This window comes from Tolypothrix sp. VBCCA 56010 (assembly GCF_050875635.1).
Classification (GTDB): Bacteria; Cyanobacteriota; Cyanobacteriia; order Cyanobacteriales; family Nostocaceae; genus Hassallia.
Genome location: NZ_JBPAOH010000121.1, coordinates 1 through 24,341, shown reverse-complemented (window position 1 = coordinate 24,341; position 24,341 = coordinate 1). Strand labels below are relative to the sequence as shown.

Below are 24,341 nucleotides of genomic sequence, written 5' to 3'. Positions count from 1 at the left end.
GGGATGGGGAGAGGGGGGGATGGGGAGAGGGGGGGATGGGGGGAAAGAAGAATTATTCTCCTTGTCCCCCTGTCCACGCCAGTCGCACGCGGCTGTGCTACAACGCTTGGTACCCCACGCCAGTCGCCGAGGGCGTTCGTGACCTCCGCACAGCGCTGGCTCCGCAACGCACTGGCTCCTCAACGTTCGTGACCTCCGCACGGCGCTGGCTCCCCTGTCCCCCTGCCCCCTGTCCCCCACTTCCCCACTCCTCCACTCCCCACTCACCACTCCCCACTCCCCCACTCTTTTAAAGCAGCAGGGTGCTGTTGTTATCTATAAGGGCAGGTGTGCCAGAAGTGGCGATCGCCCCATATTTCTGAAAGTAGCGGCTTACTTCTGGTGGAAAATTGTTGTAGTTAAATAAAGCATCCCCATCGGCAATATTTGCCCAAAAGTCGCGCAAATTCGGGGCTAGTTCTTCTGCCTGCGCTGATGGTAAGTTTAACGGAGGCAAAGTCAGCAGTTTGAGCAAAAAGGGAAGAGAGCGATCGCCCATCCATTTTCGTGAGGTTTGTTGCAATTTCGGGAAATCCGGTACTGATTCAACTCGATGCGAGGCAATTTGCAACCAATCTCTTCCGTGATTATCCCGATGAAACTCTAATACGCGATATGGATGTGGATAGCTGACTAAAGAACCTGTGGTTATATCGTATACACCTTCTGAGTAAGCAACATCCTGAACGTGCAAATGTCCTGTAAATACTAAACTAACTTTGTAGCGCTTTAATATTTGCAACAATTGTGGTGCATTTTCCAACATATAGCGATTTGCCATTGGGTGACGCGATTGGTTAGGCAAATGCTCAACAACATTGTGATGCACCATCACCAATACTAATTCATCATTTGCTGCTGCTAACACCTCTTCTAACCAACTTAGTTGTTGGATATCTAAACGCCCTACCTGCTCACCTTGGTCATTAAAAAAGTTAGAATTCAAACCAATCAGCCTGACTCCAGGTAGCAACTGACAAGTGTAGTAAAGTTGTTCGGGATCGTCATAACCAAACTTGCGATAATAAAGTGGAAAATCGGCAAAACCAATTGATTGTTTATCTGCTGTGAGGACAGGAACATCATGATTGCCAGGAACAACGTAGACTGGAAAAGGTAACTCAGCCAAACGTTTTTGCAACCAAATGTGATTTTCTGGTTCACCGTGTTGGGTTAAATCTCCTGGAAGTAAGAGGAAATTTAAATTCAGTTGTGTTAAGTGTTCTAATACACTTTCAAACGCTGGGATGCTGACTTCCACTAAATGAAAACGGCTGGGATGATTCCAGATTGTGTGGGGAAGCGCAAGGTGTAAGTCGCTGACTACGGCAAAGCGAAAATTTAGAGTCATTGAGGTAAGGATAATCTTAAAAACAAAGTAAAAAAGCTCTTTTGAGAAGAGTATAACTCTTGCTTTGTCATGCTGCGTAGAAGCGATCCCACTTAATATTTATATACAAATTGGGTAATTGATGCTTGGTGGTTGTTAGTAGTTAGTAGTTAATTGCTGAGTGTTAATTGTTGTACTAACCACTAATGCCAGAATAAATTAGGACTTATGCAAAAAGTCTTTAAAACCTTGAATTTAGGTAGGGGCAATTCATGAATTGCCTCTACTTTAGTTTTGCGGAAGTCCTAGAAATAAGATATTATTTATTTTTCATCCGTAATTCTGACTATTGAATTCTGTTTTATTAACTGAAAGGAGAGTTGATTTTGGCATTGCGAGTTCGTCGAGTCCGTCAACATGTAAACCCACTAGCAAAGAAGTATCAAACACCAGCGAATCCTGTAGAATGGGAAAAAGTTTATCCCCAGCTAAACCAACCGCTTCATTTAGATATTGGTTCTGCACGGGGACGGTTTTTGTTGAATATGGCGCAGTTGGAAACAAACTGGAATTTTCTCGGTTTGGAAATTCGCGAACCTTTGGTAATTGACGCGAATAAATTGCGTGATGAGTTAGGTTTAACTAATGTGCATTATTTATTTTGTAATGTAAATAATTCGGTATCCTCGCTTTTATCTTCTCTACCTAATAAAACTTTACAGCGCGTCACAATTCAATTTCCCGATCCGTGGTTTAAAAATCGTCACGCGAAACGACGAGCTGTACAACCGGAATTAGTCGCAGAATTGGCGAATTATCTCGCACCTGGGGGAACGGTATTTTTGCAATCGGATATTAAGTTTGTGGCAGAGGAAATGTGCGATCGCTTTACCGAACATCCAGCTTTTGTCAGACAACATGACGAAGAATGGCTAGCCGAAAACCCGCTACCAGTTTCCACAGAAAGGGAAGAATATGTGCTGTCGCGGGGTGAACCTGTTTATCGCGCTTTGTTTACAAAAGTCAGCAGTTAATCAGCAAACGCATTCTAACAAAGAAATAATATGTTGATTTGAAAATAGATCGCTTTGTAGCAGGTTGGTACAAATAAACATAACACCCAGATACCCGACTTCTCAAAGAAGTCGGGCATCTATAATAACGAAGAGGATTATATCTGGGTGAGAGAACGCACTCTTCAACGCTTTGACATCGGTCTACTGACAATGCTTAATGCTTGAATTTTTGTAGTGTAACAAGCAACAAATCTACCTACGCATAAAAATTATTAAATAATCTAGAGCAGTCACTCAAGTTAAAAGTTATGATTTATGAAGTATTTATACAAAATTATAAGTTCTGACTCTTTACTATTTTAAATCCAAGAGTCAAACCACATTCGCAATGGCTTATAACCATCAGGAGAAAGGGGTAAACCCAAATAAATCGGCATCCAGAAAACGAAGGCAACTAAAATTATGAAGGTAATGGTGACACCGACGGCGCGAAGATATGAGTGATAACTGCGGATACACTGGTCTACAAACCAGGCGATCGCTAAAAATGTAAACACCACAGCAGGCATATAATGATAGATAAAAGCGCACCGCGTCACTTCTACCCAAGGTAGTAAATTGGCAAGATAATTTAAAACTAAAAATAAAGCAATCCAAGTATCAACACAAATAGGTGCAGCAGAAAAACGCTTTGGCTTCACCCAAAACTTGACAAATTGCCAGACTATTATCCCAACTAAAAATAACAAACTCGCCAGACCAAACCACCACAAAAAAGGATTACCCATCGCATGAACATCATAAATAACTTTGGCTGTTTTGGGGGGTAGAGGTGGTCCCATTACAGGTAGCGGTTCATTTAAACTTAAAGCTGTTTGATAATAATACGCCATTGGTCGAGTCATCAAGGGCCATTTGTACCACGCAGCACAGTAAGGATGCACATCAGGAGTATTCCCACCTAGCTGTAAATGGAACTTCAATATTTGCTGATGTACTGTAATAAAATTGAACCTTTTATCTAGTTGAAGGTGGGGAATCCAGATGACGCTGTAAATGAAAGCGGGGATAATTCCTAAAAAAAACAGCATCTGAAAAACATTTAGCTGCGTTAATTTTTGCAGCGGTGTCTGAACTGCATTTAATTTTAAATTGCTGTCACGATAACTATCTGATACGTTAGATTCATCTAATACCTGCTTATTTTTCCCCAAATAAAACGCCTGCACCAAACGAATTAACCAAGCTGTTATCCAAATGAAATAAGCGCCCAATAAAAACCATAAACCATTCCATTTAGTAGCTGCTGACGCACCAAAACCAATACCCGAACAAACTAACCAAAAAGTGCGTTTTTTATTTTCTTTTTCTAATGCCAATAATAAAAGCCACTGCCCTAGTAAACCAAAAATAACAATATAGATATTGTTTAGTGCATAGCGAGACTCAACCAGAAATATGCCATCACAAGCTGTGAATAAACCTGCCAAAAAAGCAAAGCTGCGACGATGACTTATCTGATAGGCAATTGCAGCAACAACTAAAGGAATAAATGAACCAGTGAGAGCATTTACCCAACGATAACTCCAAGGTGTTAGCAGCGAACCTGCAAGCCCATTTACCTGTTCTTGCCAAAAAGGAATGTGACTGCCAATCCAAATGCCAATGCCAATGATATATTGACTCAGCGGCGGGTGAGCATTAAAAAATGGCTTGTGGATGAGATAATTATTACCAAATGTGGCGAAGTAAACTTCATCAAATACAAGAGTATTAAATCGCCCCAGTCCCCAAAAGCGCAAAGCAAGTGATAGTAAAAATATACCCGCCATCCCTATCGAAAACCATTTTTTAGTCATTGGTCATTTGTTAGTTGTTGGTGGTTGGTTGTTGGTTGTTAGTGGTTAGTGGTTAGTAGTTAGTTGTTGGTTGTTGGTTGTTAGTTGTTGGTTGTTGGTTGTTAGTTGTTGGTTGTTAGTTGTTAGTGGTTAGTAGTTAGTGGTTAGTGGTTAGTAGTTGGTTGTCTCCCTTGTCTCCCTTGTCTCCTTTGTCTCCCTTGTCTCCCTTGTCTCCCTTGTCAAGAAAGTCCCTATTCCTTCAAATGCATCTAGTTGAAACAAGAGCAGTTCAACATTGTAATATTTGTTTGTTCGCCCTACTGGTTTCATCCCCAATCGCTGTGTTACCCGGATTGAAGCATGATTTTCTGGCTTGACGACAGCATAAATTACTGGCAATCGCAAAACATCAAATCCATAGGAAAGCATACTTCGTCCTGCTTCTGTTGCATACCCTTTTCCCCAAGAAATCCGCCGAAGATGCCAACCTATTTCGTAATCTTCTGGGTTATCGGGTAATAGTTTAAGAATGATAGTTCCTACAATTGTTGCGGTTTCCTTTTCTACAATTGCCCAAAACCCTGTTCCGTTGTTAAGTTGTTTGTATCGCTCAACTATCCTAAAGAGACTCTGACGTTGAGACTCAACGCTTGTTTCACGAGTTCTTAGAAAGTATGTAACTTCAGGATCGCCGTAAATTTCAAACGCTTGTTCTGCGTCTTGTTCGGGTATCCAATTGCGAACAATTAAACGTTCGGTTTCAAAAATTGTCATCGGAAATTTTGAATAAATTCAGTTTTTAGCAAAGTTCACCGCGTAGAACAGTAACTGCTTGTCCTCCTAAATATACTCGTTCCCCGGCGTGACGAACTCGCACTACTCCACCTCGCGCTGAAGCTTGATAAGCGATGAATTCATTTTTACCGAGGCGATCGCTCCAATATGGTGCGAGACAACAATGAGCCGCACCTGTAACCGGGTCTTCATTTATACCGAGTTTCGGAGCAAAAAAGCGCGAGACAAAATCATATTCTCCGGTATCGGCGCGACTGGTGACAATTACACCTTCGGTAGACAATGTTTCTAAAAGAGTAAAATCTGGTTTGAGATTGCGAGCGATCGCCTCAGATTCAACTTCGACTAAATAGGCAAAGTTATTTTTTCCTACATACTTCAATTTAACTCCCAAAGCTTTAGTTAATTCTTCAGGTGCGGTTGCTGTTTTTGTCAGCTTGCTAGGAAAATTTAATTCAATCCATTCACCTTGCTTTTGCGCTGTTAGCAATCCACTACGAGTATAAAATTGCGCTGTTTTTTCCGGCGATAAATGTCCTTCTGACCATAATACATGAGCGCTGGCTAAGGTTGCATGACCGCACAAATCAACTTCTACAGATGGCGTAAACCAGCGTAAATTGTATCCTTCGGCTTGGGGTAGCAAAAAAGCCGTTTCGGAAAGATTCATCTCTTGGGCGACATTTTGCATCCAGATGTCATCTTGTGGTGTTGATAATACACAGACTGCGGCAGGATTGCCGGCAAAAGGTTTGGCGGTGAAGGCATCTACTTGGATGATGATTTGTTTCATAATAACCGGGCGTTGCAGGTAATGAATCACAGACTGATTATAGAGTGCGATCGCACAAGAGTTGTCCGAGTCACCACCCTTCACCAAATTAGTATAATTACGGTAATTTGATCTTAGTCAACCAGTCCTTAAATTCTTCCTCAAAAACTAATGCAAACCAACCAAGTCAAACAACTTAACTTTTCGGGTGCTTACATAGATGCGAAGTACGTTGAAAATGTCGAGAACTATCCCGTTCAAAACCGTACTATCGCCATCAATCCCCAAAATTCAGATGCTTACCTAAAAGAAACTTACACCAGCATTATTCCTGCTTTTTCATCTACCATTCTCAAACAGACCATCATCCAAAAAGCTGAATCCTTACTTTTGCTTGAGGTGGTAGAGACTAACAACATCGGCAAGATCGTATTTGAGCAAAACTGGGGTCTATTAGGTAATCTTATTGATGGCTTTCCAAAAGATGTACTACTGTGGCGTTCTCCCCAAGTTGAAGCGGGAATCATAGAAGTCGATCCGTACTTGATGACAAGGCAATCAAGTAAGCCTCATCAAAAAGAAAAGTTCTCTGTCAAAGTCAACTTATGGTTTGCTCCTTCTTGTACCAACTGTCTTATCCATAACCAACATGACTTTATAGAGATACACACCCAAGTTTCTGGGCAGGGAAGAATGCAGAAGTTCAAAGAGGACGATTTTGAAAGTCTCTATGAAGATATATTGATGAGTCCTGGTCAAACCACTTTCCTTCCTTTTTGTCAAGTTCACGAACACCAGCAATATATCTATCCGTGGCATCAATATTACGCGGATACAGATTGCATTTGGATGGTGATCGAATATCACCCTATTAAAATTACCCCCTAAGTGGTGATAAATCGATGTCTTCCATTCTTTTGCGGATTTTCCCTATTAACCGGGCGTTGCGGGTAATGAATGACAGACTGATTATAGAGCAATACGGTTCAGTTAAGGCTTAACTCTTAGTCAAAGTCAAATTTTTTAACGAACCGCATTGGCGCTAGCCTCTCCCTTCGGGAGAAGACGCGAAGTACGCGTTCGCGTAGCGTCTCCGACAGGAGAAGAGAAGAAAGAGAAGGAAGAAATGCTTAACTGAACTGTATTGGATTATAGAGTACGATCGCACAAGACAGAGTTGGCGGTTGCGCGATCGCACTTTTGCAGGTTTAATTCAATCAATTACCCAAGTACAAAACAGATTTTAAGTCTCACAAATGACTTCTTTTATAAATGTCTTTCTGAGAGTAAATGCAAAAATACATGCTTCCAGTAGCCGCACCCTTGTAGGGTGTCGGTTACTTTCATTGGGGCATTTTAACTCAAGCTTCAAGATTTTCGACTTTGGCAATTTCCAACATTGTCTTTAAAACCGAATCTGGATTGAGGCTGATTGAGTCAATTCCTTGTTCGACTAAAAATTGAGCAAATTCTGGGTAATCGCTGGGTGCTTGTCCGCAAATGCCGATTTTGCGATTTTTCTTTTTCGCAGCTGCGATCGCCATTTTAATCATACGCTTTACTCCTTCACTGCGCTCATCAAACAACCGCGCTACTAATGCCGAATCTCGATCTAACCCCAGCGTCAGCTGAGTTAAATCATTAGAACCTATCGAGAAGCCGTCAAATACTTCGGCAAACTCTTCAGCCATAATTACATTACTTGGCAACTCGCACATTACGTAAACTTGCAAGTTGTTGACATTTTGTTCTAAACCATTTTTTGCCATTTCTGTCAATACCAAACGCCCTTCATCTGGTGTGCGACAAAAAGGAATCATCGGGATGACGTTAGTTAAACCCATGTCTTCGCGTACTCGCTTTATAGCATGACATTCTAAAGCAAAAGCTTCTCTATAACCTTGATCGTAGTAACGTGCCGCTCCTCGCCAACCCAGCATTGGGTTTTCTTCGTGCGGTTCAAACTGTCTTCCGCCTAACAAATTGGCATATTCATTACTTTTGAAATCTGACATCCGCACTATCACAGGTTTGGGATAAAATGCAGCGGCAATTCTGCCGATCCCTTGGGCTAATTTATCGACAAAATATTGCGGTTTATCGTCATAAAGTGCGGTAATTTCCTCAATTTTGCCTTGAACAATTTTATCTTCTAACTTGTCAAAATAAATCAACGCCATCGGATGAATTTGAATTTGATTGGCGATGATAAACTCTGTCCGCGCTAAACCGACCCCATCATTAGGAATTGTAGATAAACTAAATGCTTGTTGAGGATTGCCGACATTCATTAAAATTTGCGTGCGGGTGCGGGGCAAGTTTTCTAATTGAATTTCGTTGACTTCAAAAGGCAATAAACCTTCATAAACTCGTCCTTCTTCTCCTTCGGCACAAGAAACTGTTACCTCTTGACCATTTTTCAAAACTTGTGTTGCATTGCCGCAGCCAACAATTGCTGGTAAATTCAATTCTCTGGCGATAATTGCGGAATGACATGTGCGCCCACCGGAGTTAGTAATAATCGCACTAGCGCGTTTCATAATCGGTTCCCAATCGGGATCGGTTCTTTCTGTTACTAAGATTTCCCCGGCTTTAAATTCATGGATTTTATTAACATCTAAAATCAGGTGAACTTTCCCTTGGCTAATAGCTTCACCGACAGCGCGACCGGTGACTAGGGGCAGTGGGGGAGAGGGGGGGATGGGGGGAGTGGGGGATGGTGAGTCCAGCGCCGTGCGGGGGTTCCCCCCGTTGAGGCGACTGGCGAACCCGAAGGGGGAGAAAGAAGAATTATTCTCCTTGTCCCCTTGTCCCCTTGTCCCCTTGTCCCCCTGTCTCCCTGTCCCCTTGTCTCCCTCTCCCCCCACTAATCGATAACTCCGCAAGACATTCTGCGCTTTCTGAGATTGCACTGTTTCCGGACGCCCTTGCACAACAAATAATTCGTTGGTAATGCCATCTTTTGCCCATTCGATGTCCATCGGGGTGAATTTGCCGTGAACTTGGGAATAATGGTCTTCTATTAAACATGCCCATTTAGCTAGTTGTAAAATATCGTCATCTGCCAGGGCAAATTTAGCTTGTTCATTTGCAGGAACTTGTATATTTTTAGTAAATTTTGAGCCGTCATCATAAACCATTTTTAATTCTTTAGTACCCAATCTTTTATCGACGATTGGGCGGAAACCTGCTTTTAAAGTTGGTTTAAAAACTTGATATTCGTCTGGGTTAACTGTTCCTTGAACGACGTTTTCACCTAAGCCGTAAGCAGCTGTAATTATTGCTGCGTCTTTGAAGCCGGTTTCTGTGTCAATGGAGAACATCACTCCAGAGGTTGCTAAGTCGGAGCGCACCATTTTTTGCACGCCTACGGCAAGGGCAATGCTAAAGTGGTCAAATCCTTTGGTGTGGCGATAGGAAATGGCGCGATCGGTAAATAGGGAAGCAAAGCAGCGATGACAGGCGGCTAAAACTCCTTGGATGCTGGTAACGTTAAGATAAGTTTCTTGCTGTCCGGCAAAACTAGCATCGGGTAAGTCTTCGGCGGTAGCGCTGGAACGCACGGCTACGTCGGTGTCTGCGTTGTAGCGATCGCATAAACTTTGATAAGCTTCACTAATCGCTTGCCGCAATTCTTTAGGAAATGGTGTGTGCATTAATAGCGATCGCGCTTTTCTTCCTTGTTCGCGTAAATTTGTTACATCCTCAACATCTAAGTTTTCCAGCAACGATCGCAGCTTTTCTTCTAAAGAAGCTGATTCGATGAAATACCGATACGCATACGCTGTTGTCGCGAACCCGGTAGGAACGTTAACGCCTTTCGGTGTCAGTTGTTGAATCATTTCCCCCAGTGAGGCATTTTTACCGCCAACTAAGGGAATGTCAGCAATCCCGACTTCATCAAACCAGAGAATGAGCGATCGTTCTTTTGCAGATAACAATAAAGTACTTTTAGATACTGTAACCATTAGTATTTCCTCTTAAATATATTTTTCGGTCAAGAGTGCGCTCTAATTCTTTATTTTGGCTAGCTACTCTAATTTGTAATTTACTTCAGATTTTCTCTAGTTTCACTATCCCTGTTTTATCACTTTGGGTAAAACCTTGATTTTTTATTGGGTTGTCTTCTCAACAAATCGTCGATTTATCCCAGAATGACAAATATCTTAAAGTATTAGCTTTTCGCAAGATAATTATGTAACTCAATTATGTCATATATCTGTTTTTCTCTTGGCGGACTTGGCAAAGTTGGCGGTTAGATTAATAAATAAAATTGAAATGTTTATTAAACTTAAAATAATTCTCCCAATTAATCAAAAATTTTTTGGTAGGAATGTTACTTACCTGTGTACTATAGTTCCTAGTTGTGTTTGAGCATTACAGATAGCTACTAATTATTTCAGTGACACTCACTTATCACTCATTAGCCATTTAAGGAGGAAGCAATCATGGGCAAGTACGACAACATTTTTAACTCGCAAGAAAAATCAGAACAAGTACTGACTCCAGAAGAAGCGGTAGCAGCGATCGCTGTTGTCACCGCAGCAGCTGATTCTTCTATTGAAGGTGTGGATGCCGAAGATATAGCCATGATCCTCTGGGAATTTGAGGTATTTGAGGAATACTCAGAAGAGGAAATATCAGAAATCGTTGATAGACTGATGGTAATTGCTGAGGATGAAGGTCTGGGAACGCTATTTAATACCGCCAATGATTCTCTTTCTGATGAATTAATACTAGACGCTTTTGCTGCCGGCGTGTTGATGGTTATAGATGAAGAACAACTAATTATTCCTCAAGGAAAAACGCCTTTGTTGAAAAAGTTACAGCAAGCTTTGGATCTAGAAGAAGAAGAAGCGCAGGAAATTATACAGGAAATAATCGCTGCTTATGAAGAAGCAGAAAATGAAGAATATTCAGACGAAGACGAAACAGTAGCAGACCCAAGTCTGCAAGTTTATGAATCACCTTTAGGTAATTTTAGTGTCTCGATTCCGGTTGACTCGCAACAAGGTGGTAGAGTTCAAAGTCAAGAAGGAGTAGTTGGCTTTTCTGATGACTACGGCACTTTGTTGAGAATCGATTATTATACTCTAACCCCCGAAGAAGAGGAAGAAATCGAGTCTATGGGACTGGAAAAATATCTGCAAGCAGTTCTAATAGATAAGTATATACCTCAAGCGATTTCTGCTAGTTTACCAGATGCTAAGGTGGAGCATAACGAATATCTAGAATCCACAATGGATGGGGCTTACTTTGTCTTAGTTAGTATGCCCAAAGGTTCAACGATTTATAAGCGAGAAAATAATGGAACCGCTACCAAAATGGATGCGTACCGAGGTCTTTTGTCATTTTTTAATGGTGATTTTTTGTATATAGTCAGCAGTCAACGTGGCATTTTGTCAGATGAAACTCACCATTCTCTAGAAGAACAAGCATATGAGATTAAGCAGAATATTTTGGCGTTTGTTGATACGATAGAGTTCACTTAATTTGAAAATAAAATTAAAATTGGGCAATTTGCGCTTATGGGAATGCTCTTTATAATAAAGGGCATTCCCAGCGATTTCTCATTTTCTATATTCATCGCCACAATCGCCGATAATTTGATACAAATCGCGTGAATTGCGAGATATAGAATTAAGGCGATCGCTATCCTCAACATCAAGTGTTAAATTAAATATTCTGGCATTATCTTCTATATGTTCAGAAACACCAAGTCTCGCACCAACAATTACACCCCCTATACTCGGCTTATCTAAGATGTAACGCACTGCTACGTTAGAAATACTCACACCATGCTTATCAGCAATTTGTTTCAGCGCGGAAAGCAATTCTTGAAATAAACTCCAACCCCCCCACGCATCTATCATATTTTTGTATTTTCTTAAGCTTACCGTTTCCAGGTAAGAGCTTCGCGGTTCGGGTTTACCTAAATACTTTTCTGATAATAAACCACCACAAACTGTGCCGTAAGTAAAAAGTTTGATGTCGTGTTCTTGACAAAACTTAATCATTTTCACTTCCGGACGACGGTCAACTAAAGAAAATTGCACTTGGTTAGAAACTATTTTGATACCTGCTTCGGTAATGATTTGTAAATGTTCAGTATCAAAGTTTGTCAAAGCTAAATGCTTAATTTTTCCCTCAGTTTGAAGTTCTGTCATATATTTGAGGGCATCTAAATAGTTTTTATCTCTATATTCCCACCAGTGAAACTGCATTAAATCTAATGATTCCACATCCATTCTTCTGAGGGAGATATTGATATTTTCCTCCACCAGTTTTTTAGTCATTTTCCCAGGTCGAGGAACCCATTTTGTGAAAGCTTGCAGGTTAGATAAAGCTTCTTTGCCACGACTAGCAATTAATTGACGGCGAAACTCACCAATAAAGTCTTCCGCTGGACCATAATGGTCTGCTAAATCCCAAGTAGTAAAGCCCGCATCCATATATTTAAACATTGTTTCGATGGCGGTGGGTGGGTAAATGCGTCCGTGTCCCCCAGAAACTTGCCACATTCCATTTAATATCCGGCAAATGTTTAAATCAGAAGTGAATTGTAGACGACTTGATGTTGGTAATACCATTTTTGATTTGAGATTATAGATTTTGGATTATTTTATTAGCGCCAGTTTTTTTCTGCTTGTTCGAGAACGTATGCAGCTACATCTTGAATTTGCTGTTCAGTTAAGCGGTCTTTGTAAGCCGACATATTGTTTTTGCCGTTAGTTACGATGGATGCGATCGCCTCGATTGAATCCATATGATTTTTCTTGAGCGCTTTCATTTTCAAGTTCTTACCCCGCCTAATAATATTGCTACCATTAATATGGCATCCAGCGCAATGAACGCTAAAAATTTGTGTGCCATTAATATCGTCTGCTAAAGCCGGAGATATTAAATTAATATTTGATAAGATTAATATTATTAATATAAGTATCACTCGCTTCTTCATTTTGATAACCCTTTGAACATCATATAAAATCTTGTTTAGCAGTCTTAAATAACTTGTAAACTATACTTTTACTTTTTATCTTGGCGCACAAAAGCGCTCGATTGCGGTTCGTTCTAGGTAGATAATAATTATCCCACGAAGTGTAACCTCATACAAGTAAGGAAATTACTAATATTTTTCTACCTAAAGGAAGTGCCAAGCAGTAAAATACTGCGCCAGAATGTAAATACAACATTTTTAACTTTTAGAGATTCAAATTATCTTCACTAGAATAGTACCATGCCTAACAATATCAAAGAACAAATTACAACCGACCTCAAACAAGCTAAAGAAGCCGGACAACTTAGAGCCGATCGCATTCGAGAAATTGTCAAATCCGCAGTTTCTCAAGTCACCTCTGAGTTTAAAGAAGGTTCCACAGAACTTCGCACGATTGTCAGAGAAGCTGTTTCTACCGTAATTGAAAACTTACAAGAAAAAGGTAGCGAAGTTAAAGAAGAAGTGACAGCCTCAATTGAAGGAGCGCTGGAAGCTGTTAATAGCAAAAGACACGAAGTCATTGCTAAAACTCAAGCTGAAATGAAGCAACTTCAGGCAAAACTGGATAATGAAGAAGAACAACTTCAGCAAGAAATTGATGGCATTTTAACAGAAGTCGAACAGACCGGCAAAGAAAATGCTAATAGCAAAACTGTGGTTGATTCTGCTGTAAACACTATCAAAAACAGTGATGAAGCGGCATTATTAAAGAAACGTTACGCTCAATTGCAAGCGCAGCTAGCCATTGTCAGAGCTAACTTAGCCGCACGTTACGGTGGACGTGGTGAAGAAGTTAAAGGCTATCTAGACGACGCTAAGACCTGGTATGATAAAGCTCGTCCGCAAGCGGAATCAGTAGCACAACAGGTAGCACAACAGCGATCGCAGTTAGAAGATAAACTCGGTGAAGCCGGTTCTTCCATCGCTAAAAAAGAACGTCAGGTAAAACTAATTTTGCGCGAGTTGCTGTCAACAGCGGTTAATTCTTTTAAAGAACATTCTGATAAATCTCACAAATAGAGATTTGGTAATTTCATCAGCACCTACCCTGGAAGGGTAGGGCTATACGAACAAAGCCTACCTGCGTAGGCTTTTAGATATTAAGTCCGCGTAGGCGGACTTTGTTTGTATAGCCCCACCCTTCTAGGGTGAGGGCGAATAATTTTGCAAAATCTATAACAATTAAAAGGGCGGACTTAATATTAGTCCGCCCTAATTTATTTCCTTGTTAAGAGAAGATTCATCAAACCTAAAAACTTTACTAAATCGGTTCCTGTCTATCCAAAGCTTCTTCGCGTTTAGCAATCACCCAAACTGCATGAATACTACCGGGAAGCCAACCGAGAAGAGTTAGCAAAACATTAATCAGCAAAGTTGGACCAACACCAACTGTTAAAAACACGCCTAACGGAGGCACAATCAGACCAAGAAGAAAACGAACTAATTTCATGATATTGCTGCTACTATTTCAAGTTTATTTACTTACATTTTCTGGAAGTTACCGAATTATGAACTCCATCTGAGGAATTATCTTAATTCGGAAGTTTAATTTAAACCTTCAGATTTCCTAGGGGTAGAGACATAATATTACTGGCATCTCTACTCCCATTAACACTTATCTTGAAGGTAATTCACCTTGGGTTTTAACGTCACCGCTAGTCAAAGCCAGATTTTTCTCGGCAAAGTACTTGCTAATGAAAGTGTTAGCAAAAGATAAAATAACTGGACCGAGAATAAAACCGAGAATTCCGTGAACGCTAAACCCAGGAGCCAAAAATGCTGCTAATGTAAAACACAGACCGTTTACAATTAGAGAAAATGCTCCAAAAGTTAAAAAGTTAAGCGGTAAAGATAAGGCAGACAGAACCGGCTTAACTGAACCATTAATTAAGCCAATTACTAAAGCAGCAATTAAAGCAGCTGGAAAGTTAGCAATGTTAACATCTGGTAAAAGTATATCAACAATTAGGAGGCTTAAGGCTGTAGCTAGTGTTATAAAAAAGGTTCCCAACATTTTTTTTCACCTAAGAACCAAAGATTGTTTCAACGTTCTGAAACTATCTTCGACTAAACGCTTAGGTTTAAACCTCCCTAACAAGGTAGATTTGTCTTATGCCATTTGGCTGGTGTTGAAGAAAAATTAAGTAAGTCGGTAGAATTAAAGTTAGATATTATTGCTTCTATTTCAAACGTAGGGTGCGTTAACATAGTAAGGCACCTACGTTATCAAGATACAATTAAAGTTAGATATTATTGCTTGTATCGTCTGCTAAAGTCGCTTCAGATTTCAAGTAAAGCGATGATTTATACAAGACTTGTTCTTGATGAGTTTCTAAGGTGCAATCAGACAAAGGGTAAGCTACACAGGTAATCGTATATCCAGCTTGGATTTCTTGCTGACGCAAAAATTTTTGCTCGCTTTGATCGACTTCACCACTGATGAGTTTAGCGACACAAAGGGAACATTCGCCTTGTTTGCATCCAGATGGTAAACGGATACCGATGTCTTCGGCTATATCAAGGATATATTGGTCTTCTGGTACTTCAATTGTCCGATCTAACCCAATTGCAGAATTGATAAGTCGAACTTTATAAACTGCCATTTCTTATTTATTATTTGAATAGTCACAATTTATTATTTTTTACCGCGATCGCACTCTCGTAAATATTTTTTGATTTTCCCTGAAGTATCTGTCCGCTACAACGACATAGTTAGACCGCTTACGGCATGATTTGTGATTCATTAATAAACTGTTGCTGGCAAGATTGTGGTTATTTACAGTGTACCTGGCGATCGCCTAACAACTCAGGTCAATGCAATAGCTATCTTTTCGCAAAAGTCAAGATATTTTTATAATTCTTTACAAATCTCACCTACTCTGACGTTCCCGGCGAAATCCGTGCCCCAAGCTGAAAAAGCCGCCCAAGATCGTCAGCGTTTCGCCACGTTTCAGTTATCTTACCGTCAGCAATCGAATGAATAAACATAGCCGTGAACGTTTGCTGCTGACCATGACCGGGTATGCCAAAGAAACTTTCCTGGACGCAGGTGTTAGTCGCACGCACGACAACTTTGTTATCCTCAGCAATTACGTCTTCAATCGTCCATTTCTGATCGATAGATCCGATTGTATTAAAGAGTTTGCGAACTCCTTCCGGTCCTGGGGGCATGTCTGGGGCACCACCGTGCATCGTCCAAGTCGGGGCAGTCATCGAGCAGATTTCCTCGATTTTGTGTTCGCTGATGAGTTCCAGCCACCGTCGAGCAATTATTTTGTTGTCCTCAATGGTAGACATCAGCGATTCTCCTAAAGCTGAGATTAGAAACCGAATTAAAAAAAGAACGCGAACCCTAACTTTTTATTAGACACATAATGTGCAGTATTGTCAAATTAATCAAGCATTTCGCGGTTTGAATAATAATACAAGTCCTTCAGGCTGGAAGCCTGGGGCTATACGAACCAAGCCTGCCTTCGCAGGCTATATGAGTCTTACAGCCTGCGAAGGCAGGCTTTGTTCGTATAGCTATACCCTTCTAGGGTATTGCGACAAAATTGGAATGCTCTCGATGGACTTGTGTATACACGGTAGGCAAACGGGGAAGGGTAAAATACTAAGGTTCTACTGTTTAACAGCCTTCATTGACAAACCGATCCGCTTCAATTTTTCGTTAACTTCCATAACTCGGACTTTCACGACTTGTCCCACTTTCACGACTTTCTTCGGATCGTCTACGAATCTATCAGCAAGTTGGGAGATATGCACCAAACCATCTTGATGCACACCGATATCGACAAATGCGCCGAAATTGGCGACATTGGTAATGATACCTTCTAATTCCATCCCTGTTTTTAAATCAGAAATTTCTTTAATTCCTTCTTTGAAAGTGGCATACTTAAATTCAGCACGCGGATCTCTTCCTGGCTTTTCTAGTTCGCTTTTGATGTCACGTAGGGTGGGTTCACCGATCGCGTCGGTGACGTATTTTTTCAAGTTGGTTTTTTGCAACTTTTCGGCAATTTGCGTTACCTGTTGCAAGGGTACACCTAAATCGGAGGCGATCGCCTGCACCAATGAGTAACTTTCTGGATGCACTGCGGTATTATCTAAAGGATTGTCACCACCGCGAATGCGAAGAAAACCCGCTGCTTGTTCAAAGGCTTTTGGTCCCAATTTGGGAACTTTCAACAGTTGGCGGCGATTTTTAAATGCACCGTTCTCGTTACGATATTTAACAATATTATTCGCCACGGTTGAGGTAATTCCCGATACAAAAGTTAGAAGTTCTTTTGATGCGGTGTTCAAATCCACGCCAACATAGTTTACACAGCTTTCTACCGTTTCATCTAACTTCTTTTTCAACAACTTTTGATCGACATCATGTTGATATTGTCCCACACCAATAGATTTCGGGTCAATTTTCACAAGTTCCGCTAGTGGATCTTGCAAACGGCGCCCGATACTAATCGCACCGCGTACAGTAACATCTAAATCGGGGAACTCTTCAGCTGCAAGTTTGCTGGCAGAATATATAGATGCACCCGACTCATTTACCATCACTTTAATTGGTTTGCGTTCCATTGTTTGCAAAACTTCTGAGACAAACTCTTCTGTCTCTCGCGAAGCTGTACCATTACCGATCGCAATCAATTCTATCTTATATTTTTCCATCAACTTTTTGATGGTTTGTGCAGCTTTGGCACGTTGTTCGGCTGCTTGATGGGGAAACACCGCTTGATATTCTAAAAATTTACCCGTTTCGTCGAGTACTGCAACTTTACATCCAGTTCTAAACCCCGGATCTATCGCCAAAGTTGGTTTCATACCCGCCGGCGCAGATAGTAATAACTCTCGCAGATTCGTTTCAAATGTTTTGATGGACTCAATATCTGCATAAAGTTTCTTTTCGGAAATTACTTCACTTATCAAAGATGTTTTCATCAGGCGATTGAATGCATCTTTCAGCATATCCTGATAAAAATTTCTAATTACACGCTGCTTTGAGTGAATTTCCTGCGACTCTAAGTAAGAAAGTACCATATCTTCATCAAAGGAAATTTCAAACTGTAATATTTCTTCAGCTTCACCGCGACACAAAGCCAACATATTATGCGGTGCGATATTTGGCACGCGAATTTTATAGTCGCGGTACATTTCAAACTTGGTTGTCCCTTCGGGATGCTTGTCTTTGATGCGAGAGACAAATACTCCTTCTTCTAACAAATATTCGCGCACATATGCCCGCAAATCCGCTTTTTCTGCCACCTCTTCCGCTAAGATGTCAGCAGCGCCTTTAAGTGCTTCTTCTGCTGTCTTTACTCCCAAACTTTCAGAAATATACTTTGCTGCTTCTTCTTCTAATGAAACCGCGACATTATTCTTAACATTTAGCGACTTGATAAACTCGGCTAAAGGTTCGAGTCCCTTTTCTCTAGCGATAGTAGCGCGAGTGCGTCGCTTTGGTCGATAGGGTAAATATAAATCCTCAAGTTCAGTTTTTTGTAAACAGAATTCAATTTTTGCTTTCAGTTCATCAGTGAGTTTACCTTGTTCGGCGATCGCTTTCAAAATCGCCGCTTTCCTTTCTTCGAGTTCTTGTAAGTAAGTATACCTATCAGCAACATCACGCAATTGCACTTCATTCATTTCGTCGGTGCGCTCTTTGCGGTAACGTGCAATAAAGGGAATAGTCGCACCCTCCGCTAATAGGGAGAGCGCGTTTTGCACCTGATAAAGTTTAAGGTCTAGTTCAGTTGCCAATAATTGAGGAATGTTCAGCATCAAGTCTTAAGCAGGGAAAATATATTTCTAAGGTAATATGCCAAATGGCTGTTTCAGCGCAAGCGTTAAGTGTTAAGCTAAGTTACATTACGATTCCGGAATTTCTATTTTATACGTTGTTTTTTCAGATTAGGTATTGTACTGAAAACATTTTTGGGTGTAAAGTGAGTACAGTTACCGGAAATATTTATATTCGAGAGAGCAACGTACTTCTAGTGTAGAGGTTTGTTATAATGACTTTGTCTTTTTTGATACCACTCTTTACAAGCTTGATAACTGGTTACATCTTTAAGAAAGGTGTCGATGAAATTTTCTACTTTGCAGGCATACTTGCAGTTATCAGCATAGTTATAAGTTTGGTCTTAGCTCCTTGGCAGATTCAGCTTTTATTGCTAATTGCTGTTCTCATCAGTACTCAGATACTTTTAGAACAAAATGAGTACAAAATGAAGCAATACCAAAACAACCAAAATAAAATAAATTCTAGCAGCTAAAAAAATTAGTTTTTATTTAAATTCTCATATCCGGCAAATCAACAGTAATAGAAAACTGTAAGATATGATTATGGCGATTTATCGGATATGATATCACACATATTGTACAGAGGTGACACCATTGTACAGACGTGACGCACCGATTGTACAGACGTGACGCACCGATTGTACAGACGTGACGCACCGATTGTACAGACGTGACGCACCGATTGCACAAACGTGACGCACCGATTGTACAGACGTGACGCACCGATTGTACAGACGTGACACACCGATTGTACAGACGTGACGCACCGATTGTACAGACGTGACACACCGATTGTACAGACGTTCCGGCGGAACGTCTCTACCAGGCTACTTAATTACAAGCAGTATCGCATCTATGGACTTTTGCCCAAACTTTTTTGGCAAGTGGAGTGTTATTGGAAGTTAGAGATTCTACTTTAATAATCTTTACTTTCTCTGTTGGCTTAAGAACAGCTACTTCTTCTTTATAATTAAAGTTAGCTGCGTCTGGTTTATTCTTCCTCAACCTTAAGCTTGGTTTAACAGTTACAGTTACTATTGACCCTACTGATGGCACAACAGAAGAATTAGTATACTGTGAACCTTTAATAAAACGTTTTCCAATCAATGTAGAATCGGGAGCGTTGTTGATATTACCTAGAAAAATCCAACCTTGATTAACTGTTTCTGGTTTATCTACGGTTGGACTTATACTTTGATTAAAATCTAATGCTTGTGTTCCTAAAAATTGTTCTTTTGGACTTAATCCTAAAGATACACCCATAAAAGTTATAGTAACTGCTCCGAGAATAATTCCAGTAATTGTTTGAATTTTTTGGGGTTTAGGCTGGTGAGCAATTTCTTCTTGTCTTTGTTGAAGATTATTATACTCAATCGCTTTTACGTCTGTGTTGGCAAAATTATTATATGGTTGTAAATAATTTAAGTTTTGTTTTGGCTGGTTAACAGCATTATTAAAAAATAGCTCTTGGCTTGACTTTAAAGGTTGCACTGTAGCCAGCGGTTCATCTAGCTTGCTGTTGTGATTATAAAATAACTCCACTTGTTCAGTATCTTTTACCGCTTCTACACTTGTTTGGGAGGGTTTGACCGACTCCACAGTATCTTTTACCGCTGATTCTACACTGTTTGCTGTTACCGACTCCACAGTATCTTTTACCGCTGATTCTACACTGTTTGCTGTTACCGACTCCACAGTATCTTTTAGCGCTGATTCTACACTATTTACAGTTTGCTTAACAGCCTCAGCTACATTATTAGCTGCACCAACTACAGACGGCTTGACCTCATCAACTGTATCTCTAACTGCATTTACTACACCAACTACAGATGGCTTGACCTCTTCAACTGTATCCTTGAGTGCATTTCCGACACCGCTTACACTGTCGTTAACAGTCTCAGTTACACTTTTGGCTGCGATCGCTACACTTTCTATAGTGCTGATAGCGCGGTTAATACGTTCAGCTGTACCCTTCCCGACCAAAGCACCAGCTGCTGTGCCGACTACACAACCAAAAACTCCGCCAACTTTGCGACCGAGTAAACCACCAATTGCCGCTCCAACTAACCCACCACCTATACCTGTAGAATGATGCGCGTATTGCTTTGTAATGCGGTCAGGGTTTTGGTCATGGATATTAACAGGCTGCTTGCGATCGCTCATACTAACCAAATTAATAACGACATTTTAGATTCCTGCTAATTGTGCATCAGTTTTTGGTTGTAGGCAAACAAAATAAATTACAAAGGTGGGAATTGCCCACCCTTGGCTTTACTCTTGGTTTTCCACTGGAACTAAAATGTAAGCCGTCTGGTTATTAGGTGCATTGACGCTCTCACTACCAGATGGCTTGACATCTTCAACTGCACTCTTAGCTACATCCACTGTACCTTTAATCGTGTCGTTAACGCCCTTAGCTGCACCCTTGACGATCTCCGCTGTATTTTTGACAGTGCTGTTAACACCGACAGCTGCACCGCTGACAGTATCCACTGTATTTTTTACAGTGTCATTAACGCCCAAAGCTGTACCCTTGACAGCAGTGGCTACATCTTCAACGCTGTCGTCAACACCCTCAGCGACAGTGTTTATTGCGGTTCCAATATCTTTTACAGTTTGGTTAAAACCCTCAGCAGCACCTTTGACTGTGTTCCCGACATTTTTTACAGTCTGATTAACTTTTTCGGCTGTACCCTTAATAGCTAAAGCACCAGCTAAAGCACCTAACGCAGCACCAACGAGTGTTCCTAGCGCTATTTTATTGAAAGCCTCATTTGTTTTTTTCTCTACTTCATAACTATCAGCTTGATCTGTAACAGGATCAATATTTTCTTCAGACCGATCCAAAAGCTGCTGGTTTCCATTGTTCATAATCGTTTCCTCTTAGGCAAAACTAAATTAATTTTTATTTAGCTACACAATAAAAGGCGAAATTTTCACCTTTTTTGTTTTATTTGACAAAGTTTCAGTGGTGAAAATCCTGCCTCATTGGTATAACTTGGGAGTTTTCTATGTTTGCAGGTAGTCCTAAAGATGCAAGGAAAAAAGTGTGGTTTCTCCTGACATTTCTAAGACTACCTTCATTTATTGTCTAGGTTTGATTTCTGACTTTCCGGTCGGTTGTCTATCTGTATTCATCAAACCGAGCAATTTCTTCCTCAAGCGACTCGTCTCCAGAACTTCTTAAGACTCCCGCATCTGATGGCAGGATTAGGTCAACATCAGGTCGTGGCTGCTCTTGGGCAGAAACGTAAATCATCGGTGTACGATCCATCTCGGTTTGATCGTTGTTCTGCTGATTGCTGGCAAACGTCCGATCTTGATATTGATTGCCCTGATTTCCTAATGACTTGGTGGCATCATCCGCTGCACCTTGTACAGCTTGGTTAACACCTTGCGCTGTATTTTGTACCGCGTCGATTGTACCTACTGCGCTTTGTTTAGCTGTCTCAGCGGCACTGTTTACTGTATCCTTTGTTGCCTGTGCTGCACCTTGTACAGCTTGGTTAACACCCTGCGCTGTACTCTGTACTGCATCCAGTGTACCTGCTACGGTTTGCTTGGCTACGTCCGCTCCAGCTTGTACAACTTGACCAACACCTTCGGCTGTATTCTGTACTGCGTCGATTGTACCCGCTACAGTTTGCTTGGCTAAGTCAGCGACACCCTCTGCGGTGTCTACAGCACCACCTACAACAGCTTCGGTAGCACCTTCAGCGACACTCTTTGCCGCTTCTCCTAGACCTTTTGCTGTCTGACCAAGACCTTGACCAATAGTCTTTGATGCATCTCCTAAACCTTTTACAGCAGTGTTAAAGCCGTGAGCTATTCTTTTACCAGCCCAAGCACCAGCTAATGAACCCAAAGTACCACCAATGAGTCCACCTATCAATGCTCTAGCTAATGCCGGATTTATACTTTTATTTTCTTGTTGAGGCTTAACTGAAGGAGAATTTGCTTGTGTATTTACCCCAGCATTTATGTTTGCAGAACCAGCATTAGGTTGACCGGTGGCTACGCGGTTAACATCTTGGTTTCCATAGTTTGCGGAACCCGATAATGGTTGACCTGTTGGGCGATAAGCTTCTTGGTTTCCATAGTTTGCGGAACCATAATAAGGTTGATCGCTGCCTACGCGGTTAACATCTTGGGTTCCATAGTTGGAACCATAATAAGGTTGATCGCTGCCTACGCGGTTAACATCTTGGGTTCCATAATTTGTGGAACCAGATAATGGTCGATCGCTAACTACGCGGTTTGCATTTTCATCTTGCTGATTTAAATCCTGTGTGTTCTGAACCATAATAATGAACTCCTTAAGTAAAAGGTTTATTGCCGATATGTAAATTGTTTACCCAGCGCTAATCTAACAATTAAACTTAACGAGTTAACCGCTCTAAAGGCAGACATACCAAATTATCAAGTCTGTCTGAAGTTGCAATTACATAAGTATTAAATTTGATAACAAATTATTATAAATTAATGTATGTTTTGTACATAAATAGTTTACAAATCAGTCAAGTTATTAAGTCTCTTTTTGTACCAGTAATCAAAGTCTTCGGCTATACAAACTATCTTCATAAATTCAGGCAGTTGTCGAAAAAGTGAATATACTTAAATAGATTTGTTTTCTTCGTAACTGATAACTTTTTCTTGATGTTTTCTTAACAACTGAAGATATTTTTCGTTGGTTTTGGCTTGTATCCATTTTTCTTTAAATATCGCTGCGGATTCGGCTTTCACTGGGTCTACTTCATAAGGTAAGATATCTTTTCGCGCTTGCAGTTGTGCTGATGGTGAAGTTTCTTTTTGCGGGTTGGTTTTGTATTTTCTGCCACTTTTGTGATTAGCATAACGACGCGATCGCGTATAACCCATTTGAATAAACTTCCGTGCCATATCTGCGCCGACAAAATCATCTTGTTCCAAATAAGCAAGAAACATTTCGTAAATTTTTTCACTCGACTCTCTCGCAATATCCGGAGTCTTAAATCGCCAGTAAGGAAGAATTTCTGATTTGTAGGGTTCTACCAAAAGTACACCCTGTTCGCCTTTGCCAACGCGATACAGTTCTGGATGTTGGCGAAAATCGATATTCTTAAAGTCTAAAGAATAATCAAATTGCATCATTGCTTTTTATGATGAATAATAAGCTTGAAGAAACGAGCTTTGCTTCTATCTTAGCTAAGTAATTGAGTCATACCATGCTTCCTAGCACCACTTCCAGTCCTACCCTTGTCGCCGGAAATCTGCGTCGCGTACATCATATTGCTCTAAATGTGCATGATATGCAAGCTTCCCGCCACTTTTACAGCACAATTTTGGGTTTGCATGAACTTACAGGGGAAGAAGTTCCGAAAACCTTAGTTGAGTTGGTAGCACAAGGTAAAGTTGCCAACTTCGTTACTCCAGATGGGACAATCCTCGATTTATTTTGGGAACCGGAATTATCACCACCCGATCCAAATCCAGAACAGACGTTTACTAGAGCGTATCATTTGGCGTTTGACATTGAGCCGCAATTATTTGAGCAAGCGGTGGCAGTAATAAGAGAAAATAAAATAGCGATCGCCCACGGTCCAGTCACCCGTCCCACAGGTAGAGGCGTGTATTTTTACGACCCCGATGGCTTTATGATTGAAATTCGTTGCGATCCGGATGATGTAAATGGGTAATGGGGCATAGGGCATAGGGCATGGGGCATCGGGCATGGGGGCACTTTGCAGGGGGGCAGGGGGGCAGGGGGGCAGGG

Annotated in this window: 23 protein-coding genes; 6 read left to right on the top strand and 17 right to left on the bottom strand. The window is 40.9% G+C overall.

Annotated elements, in window-relative coordinates; genetic code table 11:
• Together AABK37_RS30085 and AABK37_RS30080 are read right to left on the bottom strand one after the other, a co-directional pair.
• The coding region (locus AABK37_RS30085) for a hypothetical protein (protein WP_432555155.1) at window positions 1–285 on the bottom strand (285 nt) is incomplete at its 3' end.
• A 4-nt stretch (window positions 286–289) separates the two neighbouring features.
• A complete protein-coding gene (locus AABK37_RS30080) occupies window positions 290–1,390 on the bottom strand; it encodes a metallophosphoesterase family protein (RefSeq protein WP_432555154.1) in 1,101 nt (366 codons plus the stop codon).
• Window positions 1,391–1,761: 371 nt separating this feature from the next.
• Here AABK37_RS30080 and trmB point away from each other — a divergent pair, with 371 nt between their 5' ends.
• A complete protein-coding gene (gene trmB, locus AABK37_RS30075; protein WP_432555158.1) occupies window positions 1,762–2,403 on the top strand; it encodes a tRNA (guanosine(46)-N7)-methyltransferase TrmB in 642 nt (213 codons plus the stop codon).
• A gap of 341 nt (window positions 2,404–2,744) precedes the next feature.
• Here trmB and AABK37_RS30070 read toward each other — a convergent pair whose 3' ends face one another.
• The 3 genes from AABK37_RS30070 to AABK37_RS30060 all read right to left on the bottom strand — a co-directional run bounded on the left by AABK37_RS30070 (window position 2,745) and on the right by AABK37_RS30060 (window position 5,811).
• Entirely contained in the window at window positions 2,745–4,244 is a 1,500-nt protein-coding gene (locus AABK37_RS30070) for a dolichyl-phosphate-mannose--protein mannosyltransferase (RefSeq protein WP_432555153.1), read from the bottom strand.
• 150 nt (window positions 4,245–4,394) lie between these two features.
• Window positions 4,395–4,997: a GNAT family N-acetyltransferase gene (locus AABK37_RS30065; protein WP_432555152.1), complete on the bottom strand. Its 603-nt coding sequence runs from the start codon at window positions 4,995–4,997 to the stop codon at window positions 4,395–4,397.
• A gap of 25 nt (window positions 4,998–5,022) precedes the next feature.
• Complete coding sequence (locus tag AABK37_RS30060; RefSeq protein WP_432555157.1) at window positions 5,023–5,811, bottom strand: PhzF family phenazine biosynthesis protein; 789 nt, start codon at window positions 5,809–5,811, stop codon at window positions 5,023–5,025.
• A 150-nt stretch (window positions 5,812–5,961) separates the two neighbouring features.
• On the opposite strand from AABK37_RS30060, the gene AABK37_RS30055 reads away from it, so the two are divergent.
• Complete coding sequence (locus AABK37_RS30055) at window positions 5,962–6,678, top strand: hypothetical protein (RefSeq protein ID WP_432555151.1); 717 nt, start codon at window positions 5,962–5,964, stop codon at window positions 6,676–6,678.
• A 473-nt stretch (window positions 6,679–7,151) separates the two neighbouring features.
• On the opposite strand, the gene ppsA is transcribed toward AABK37_RS30055, so the two are convergent.
• The gene (ppsA, locus tag AABK37_RS30050) at window positions 7,152–9,758 is read right to left on the bottom strand and encodes a phosphoenolpyruvate synthase (RefSeq protein WP_432555150.1); all 2,607 of its coding nucleotides are present in this window, start codon (window positions 9,756–9,758) and stop codon (window positions 7,152–7,154) included.
• Between the two features lie 480 nt (window positions 9,759–10,238).
• Between ppsA and AABK37_RS30045 the strand changes: the two genes are divergently transcribed.
• Window positions 10,239–11,282 carry a hypothetical protein gene (locus AABK37_RS30045; RefSeq protein WP_432555149.1) on the top strand — a complete coding sequence of 348 codons (1,044 nt, stop codon included), beginning with the start codon at window positions 10,239–10,241 and terminating at the stop codon, window positions 11,280–11,282.
• Between the two features lie 78 nt (window positions 11,283–11,360).
• On the opposite strand, the gene AABK37_RS30040 is transcribed toward AABK37_RS30045, so the two are convergent.
• Together AABK37_RS30040 and petJ are read right to left on the bottom strand one after the other, a co-directional pair.
• A complete protein-coding gene (locus AABK37_RS30040; RefSeq protein WP_432555148.1) occupies window positions 11,361–12,380 on the bottom strand; it encodes an aldo/keto reductase in 1,020 nt (339 codons plus the stop codon).
• Between the two features lie 35 nt (window positions 12,381–12,415).
• Window positions 12,416–12,748, bottom strand: a complete 333-nt coding sequence (petJ, locus tag AABK37_RS30035; protein WP_432555147.1) for a cytochrome c6 PetJ — start codon at window positions 12,746–12,748, stop codon at window positions 12,416–12,418.
• Window positions 12,749–13,027: 279 nt separating this feature from the next.
• On the opposite strand from petJ, the gene AABK37_RS30030 reads away from it, so the two are divergent.
• On the top strand, window positions 13,028–13,807 hold the full coding sequence (locus AABK37_RS30030) for a histidine kinase (protein WP_432555146.1): 780 nt from the start codon (window positions 13,028–13,030) through the stop codon (window positions 13,805–13,807).
• A 241-nt stretch (window positions 13,808–14,048) separates the two neighbouring features.
• Here AABK37_RS30030 and AABK37_RS30025 read toward each other — a convergent pair whose 3' ends face one another.
• From AABK37_RS30025 to AABK37_RS30005, 5 genes are all read right to left on the bottom strand, one after another.
• Window positions 14,049–14,237, bottom strand: coding sequence for a YqaE/Pmp3 family membrane protein (locus AABK37_RS30025; protein WP_039754851.1), 189 nt, complete (start codon window positions 14,235–14,237; stop codon window positions 14,049–14,051).
• A 165-nt stretch (window positions 14,238–14,402) separates the two neighbouring features.
• On the bottom strand, window positions 14,403–14,801 hold the full coding sequence (locus AABK37_RS30020; RefSeq protein ID WP_432555145.1) for a phage holin family protein: 399 nt from the start codon (window positions 14,799–14,801) through the stop codon (window positions 14,403–14,405).
• 229 nt (window positions 14,802–15,030) lie between these two features.
• Window positions 15,031–15,390 carry a 2Fe-2S iron-sulfur cluster-binding protein gene (locus AABK37_RS30015; protein ID WP_432555144.1) on the bottom strand — a complete coding sequence of 120 codons (360 nt, stop codon included), beginning with the start codon at window positions 15,388–15,390 and terminating at the stop codon, window positions 15,031–15,033.
• A 271-nt stretch (window positions 15,391–15,661) separates the two neighbouring features.
• The gene (locus tag AABK37_RS30010) at window positions 15,662–16,084 is read right to left on the bottom strand and encodes an ester cyclase (RefSeq protein ID WP_432555143.1); all 423 of its coding nucleotides are present in this window, start codon (window positions 16,082–16,084) and stop codon (window positions 15,662–15,664) included.
• Between the two features lie 324 nt (window positions 16,085–16,408).
• The gene (locus AABK37_RS30005; protein WP_432555142.1) at window positions 16,409–18,568 is read right to left on the bottom strand and encodes a Tex family protein; all 2,160 of its coding nucleotides are present in this window, start codon (window positions 18,566–18,568) and stop codon (window positions 16,409–16,411) included.
• A gap of 233 nt (window positions 18,569–18,801) precedes the next feature.
• Here AABK37_RS30005 and AABK37_RS30000 point away from each other — a divergent pair, with 233 nt between their 5' ends.
• Entirely contained in the window at window positions 18,802–19,062 is a 261-nt protein-coding gene (locus AABK37_RS30000; RefSeq protein WP_432555141.1) for a hypothetical protein, read from the top strand.
• 358 nt (window positions 19,063–19,420) lie between these two features.
• On the opposite strand, the gene AABK37_RS29995 is transcribed toward AABK37_RS30000, so the two are convergent.
• The 4 genes from AABK37_RS29995 to AABK37_RS29980 all read right to left on the bottom strand — a co-directional run bounded on the left by AABK37_RS29995 (window position 19,421) and on the right by AABK37_RS29980 (window position 23,716).
• Window positions 19,421–20,752 (bottom strand): hypothetical protein, encoded by a 1,332-nt coding sequence (locus AABK37_RS29995; protein WP_432555140.1) that lies wholly within the window; start codon window positions 20,750–20,752, stop codon window positions 19,421–19,423.
• 108 nt (window positions 20,753–20,860) lie between these two features.
• Window positions 20,861–21,460, bottom strand: coding sequence for a hypothetical protein (locus AABK37_RS29990; RefSeq protein ID WP_432555139.1), 600 nt, complete (start codon window positions 21,458–21,460; stop codon window positions 20,861–20,863).
• Window positions 21,461–21,713: 253 nt separating this feature from the next.
• The gene (locus AABK37_RS29985; RefSeq protein ID WP_432555138.1) at window positions 21,714–22,892 is read right to left on the bottom strand and encodes a hypothetical protein; all 1,179 of its coding nucleotides are present in this window, start codon (window positions 22,890–22,892) and stop codon (window positions 21,714–21,716) included.
• Window positions 22,893–23,203: 311 nt separating this feature from the next.
• Complete coding sequence (locus tag AABK37_RS29980; protein ID WP_432555156.1) at window positions 23,204–23,716, bottom strand: DUF4385 domain-containing protein; 513 nt, start codon at window positions 23,714–23,716, stop codon at window positions 23,204–23,206.
• 77 nt (window positions 23,717–23,793) lie between these two features.
• Between AABK37_RS29980 and AABK37_RS29975 the strand changes: the two genes are divergently transcribed.
• Window positions 23,794–24,264 carry a VOC family protein gene (locus AABK37_RS29975; RefSeq protein WP_432555137.1) on the top strand — a complete coding sequence of 157 codons (471 nt, stop codon included), beginning with the start codon at window positions 23,794–23,796 and terminating at the stop codon, window positions 24,262–24,264.
• The last annotated feature ends 77 nt before the right edge of the window (window positions 24,265–24,341 follow it).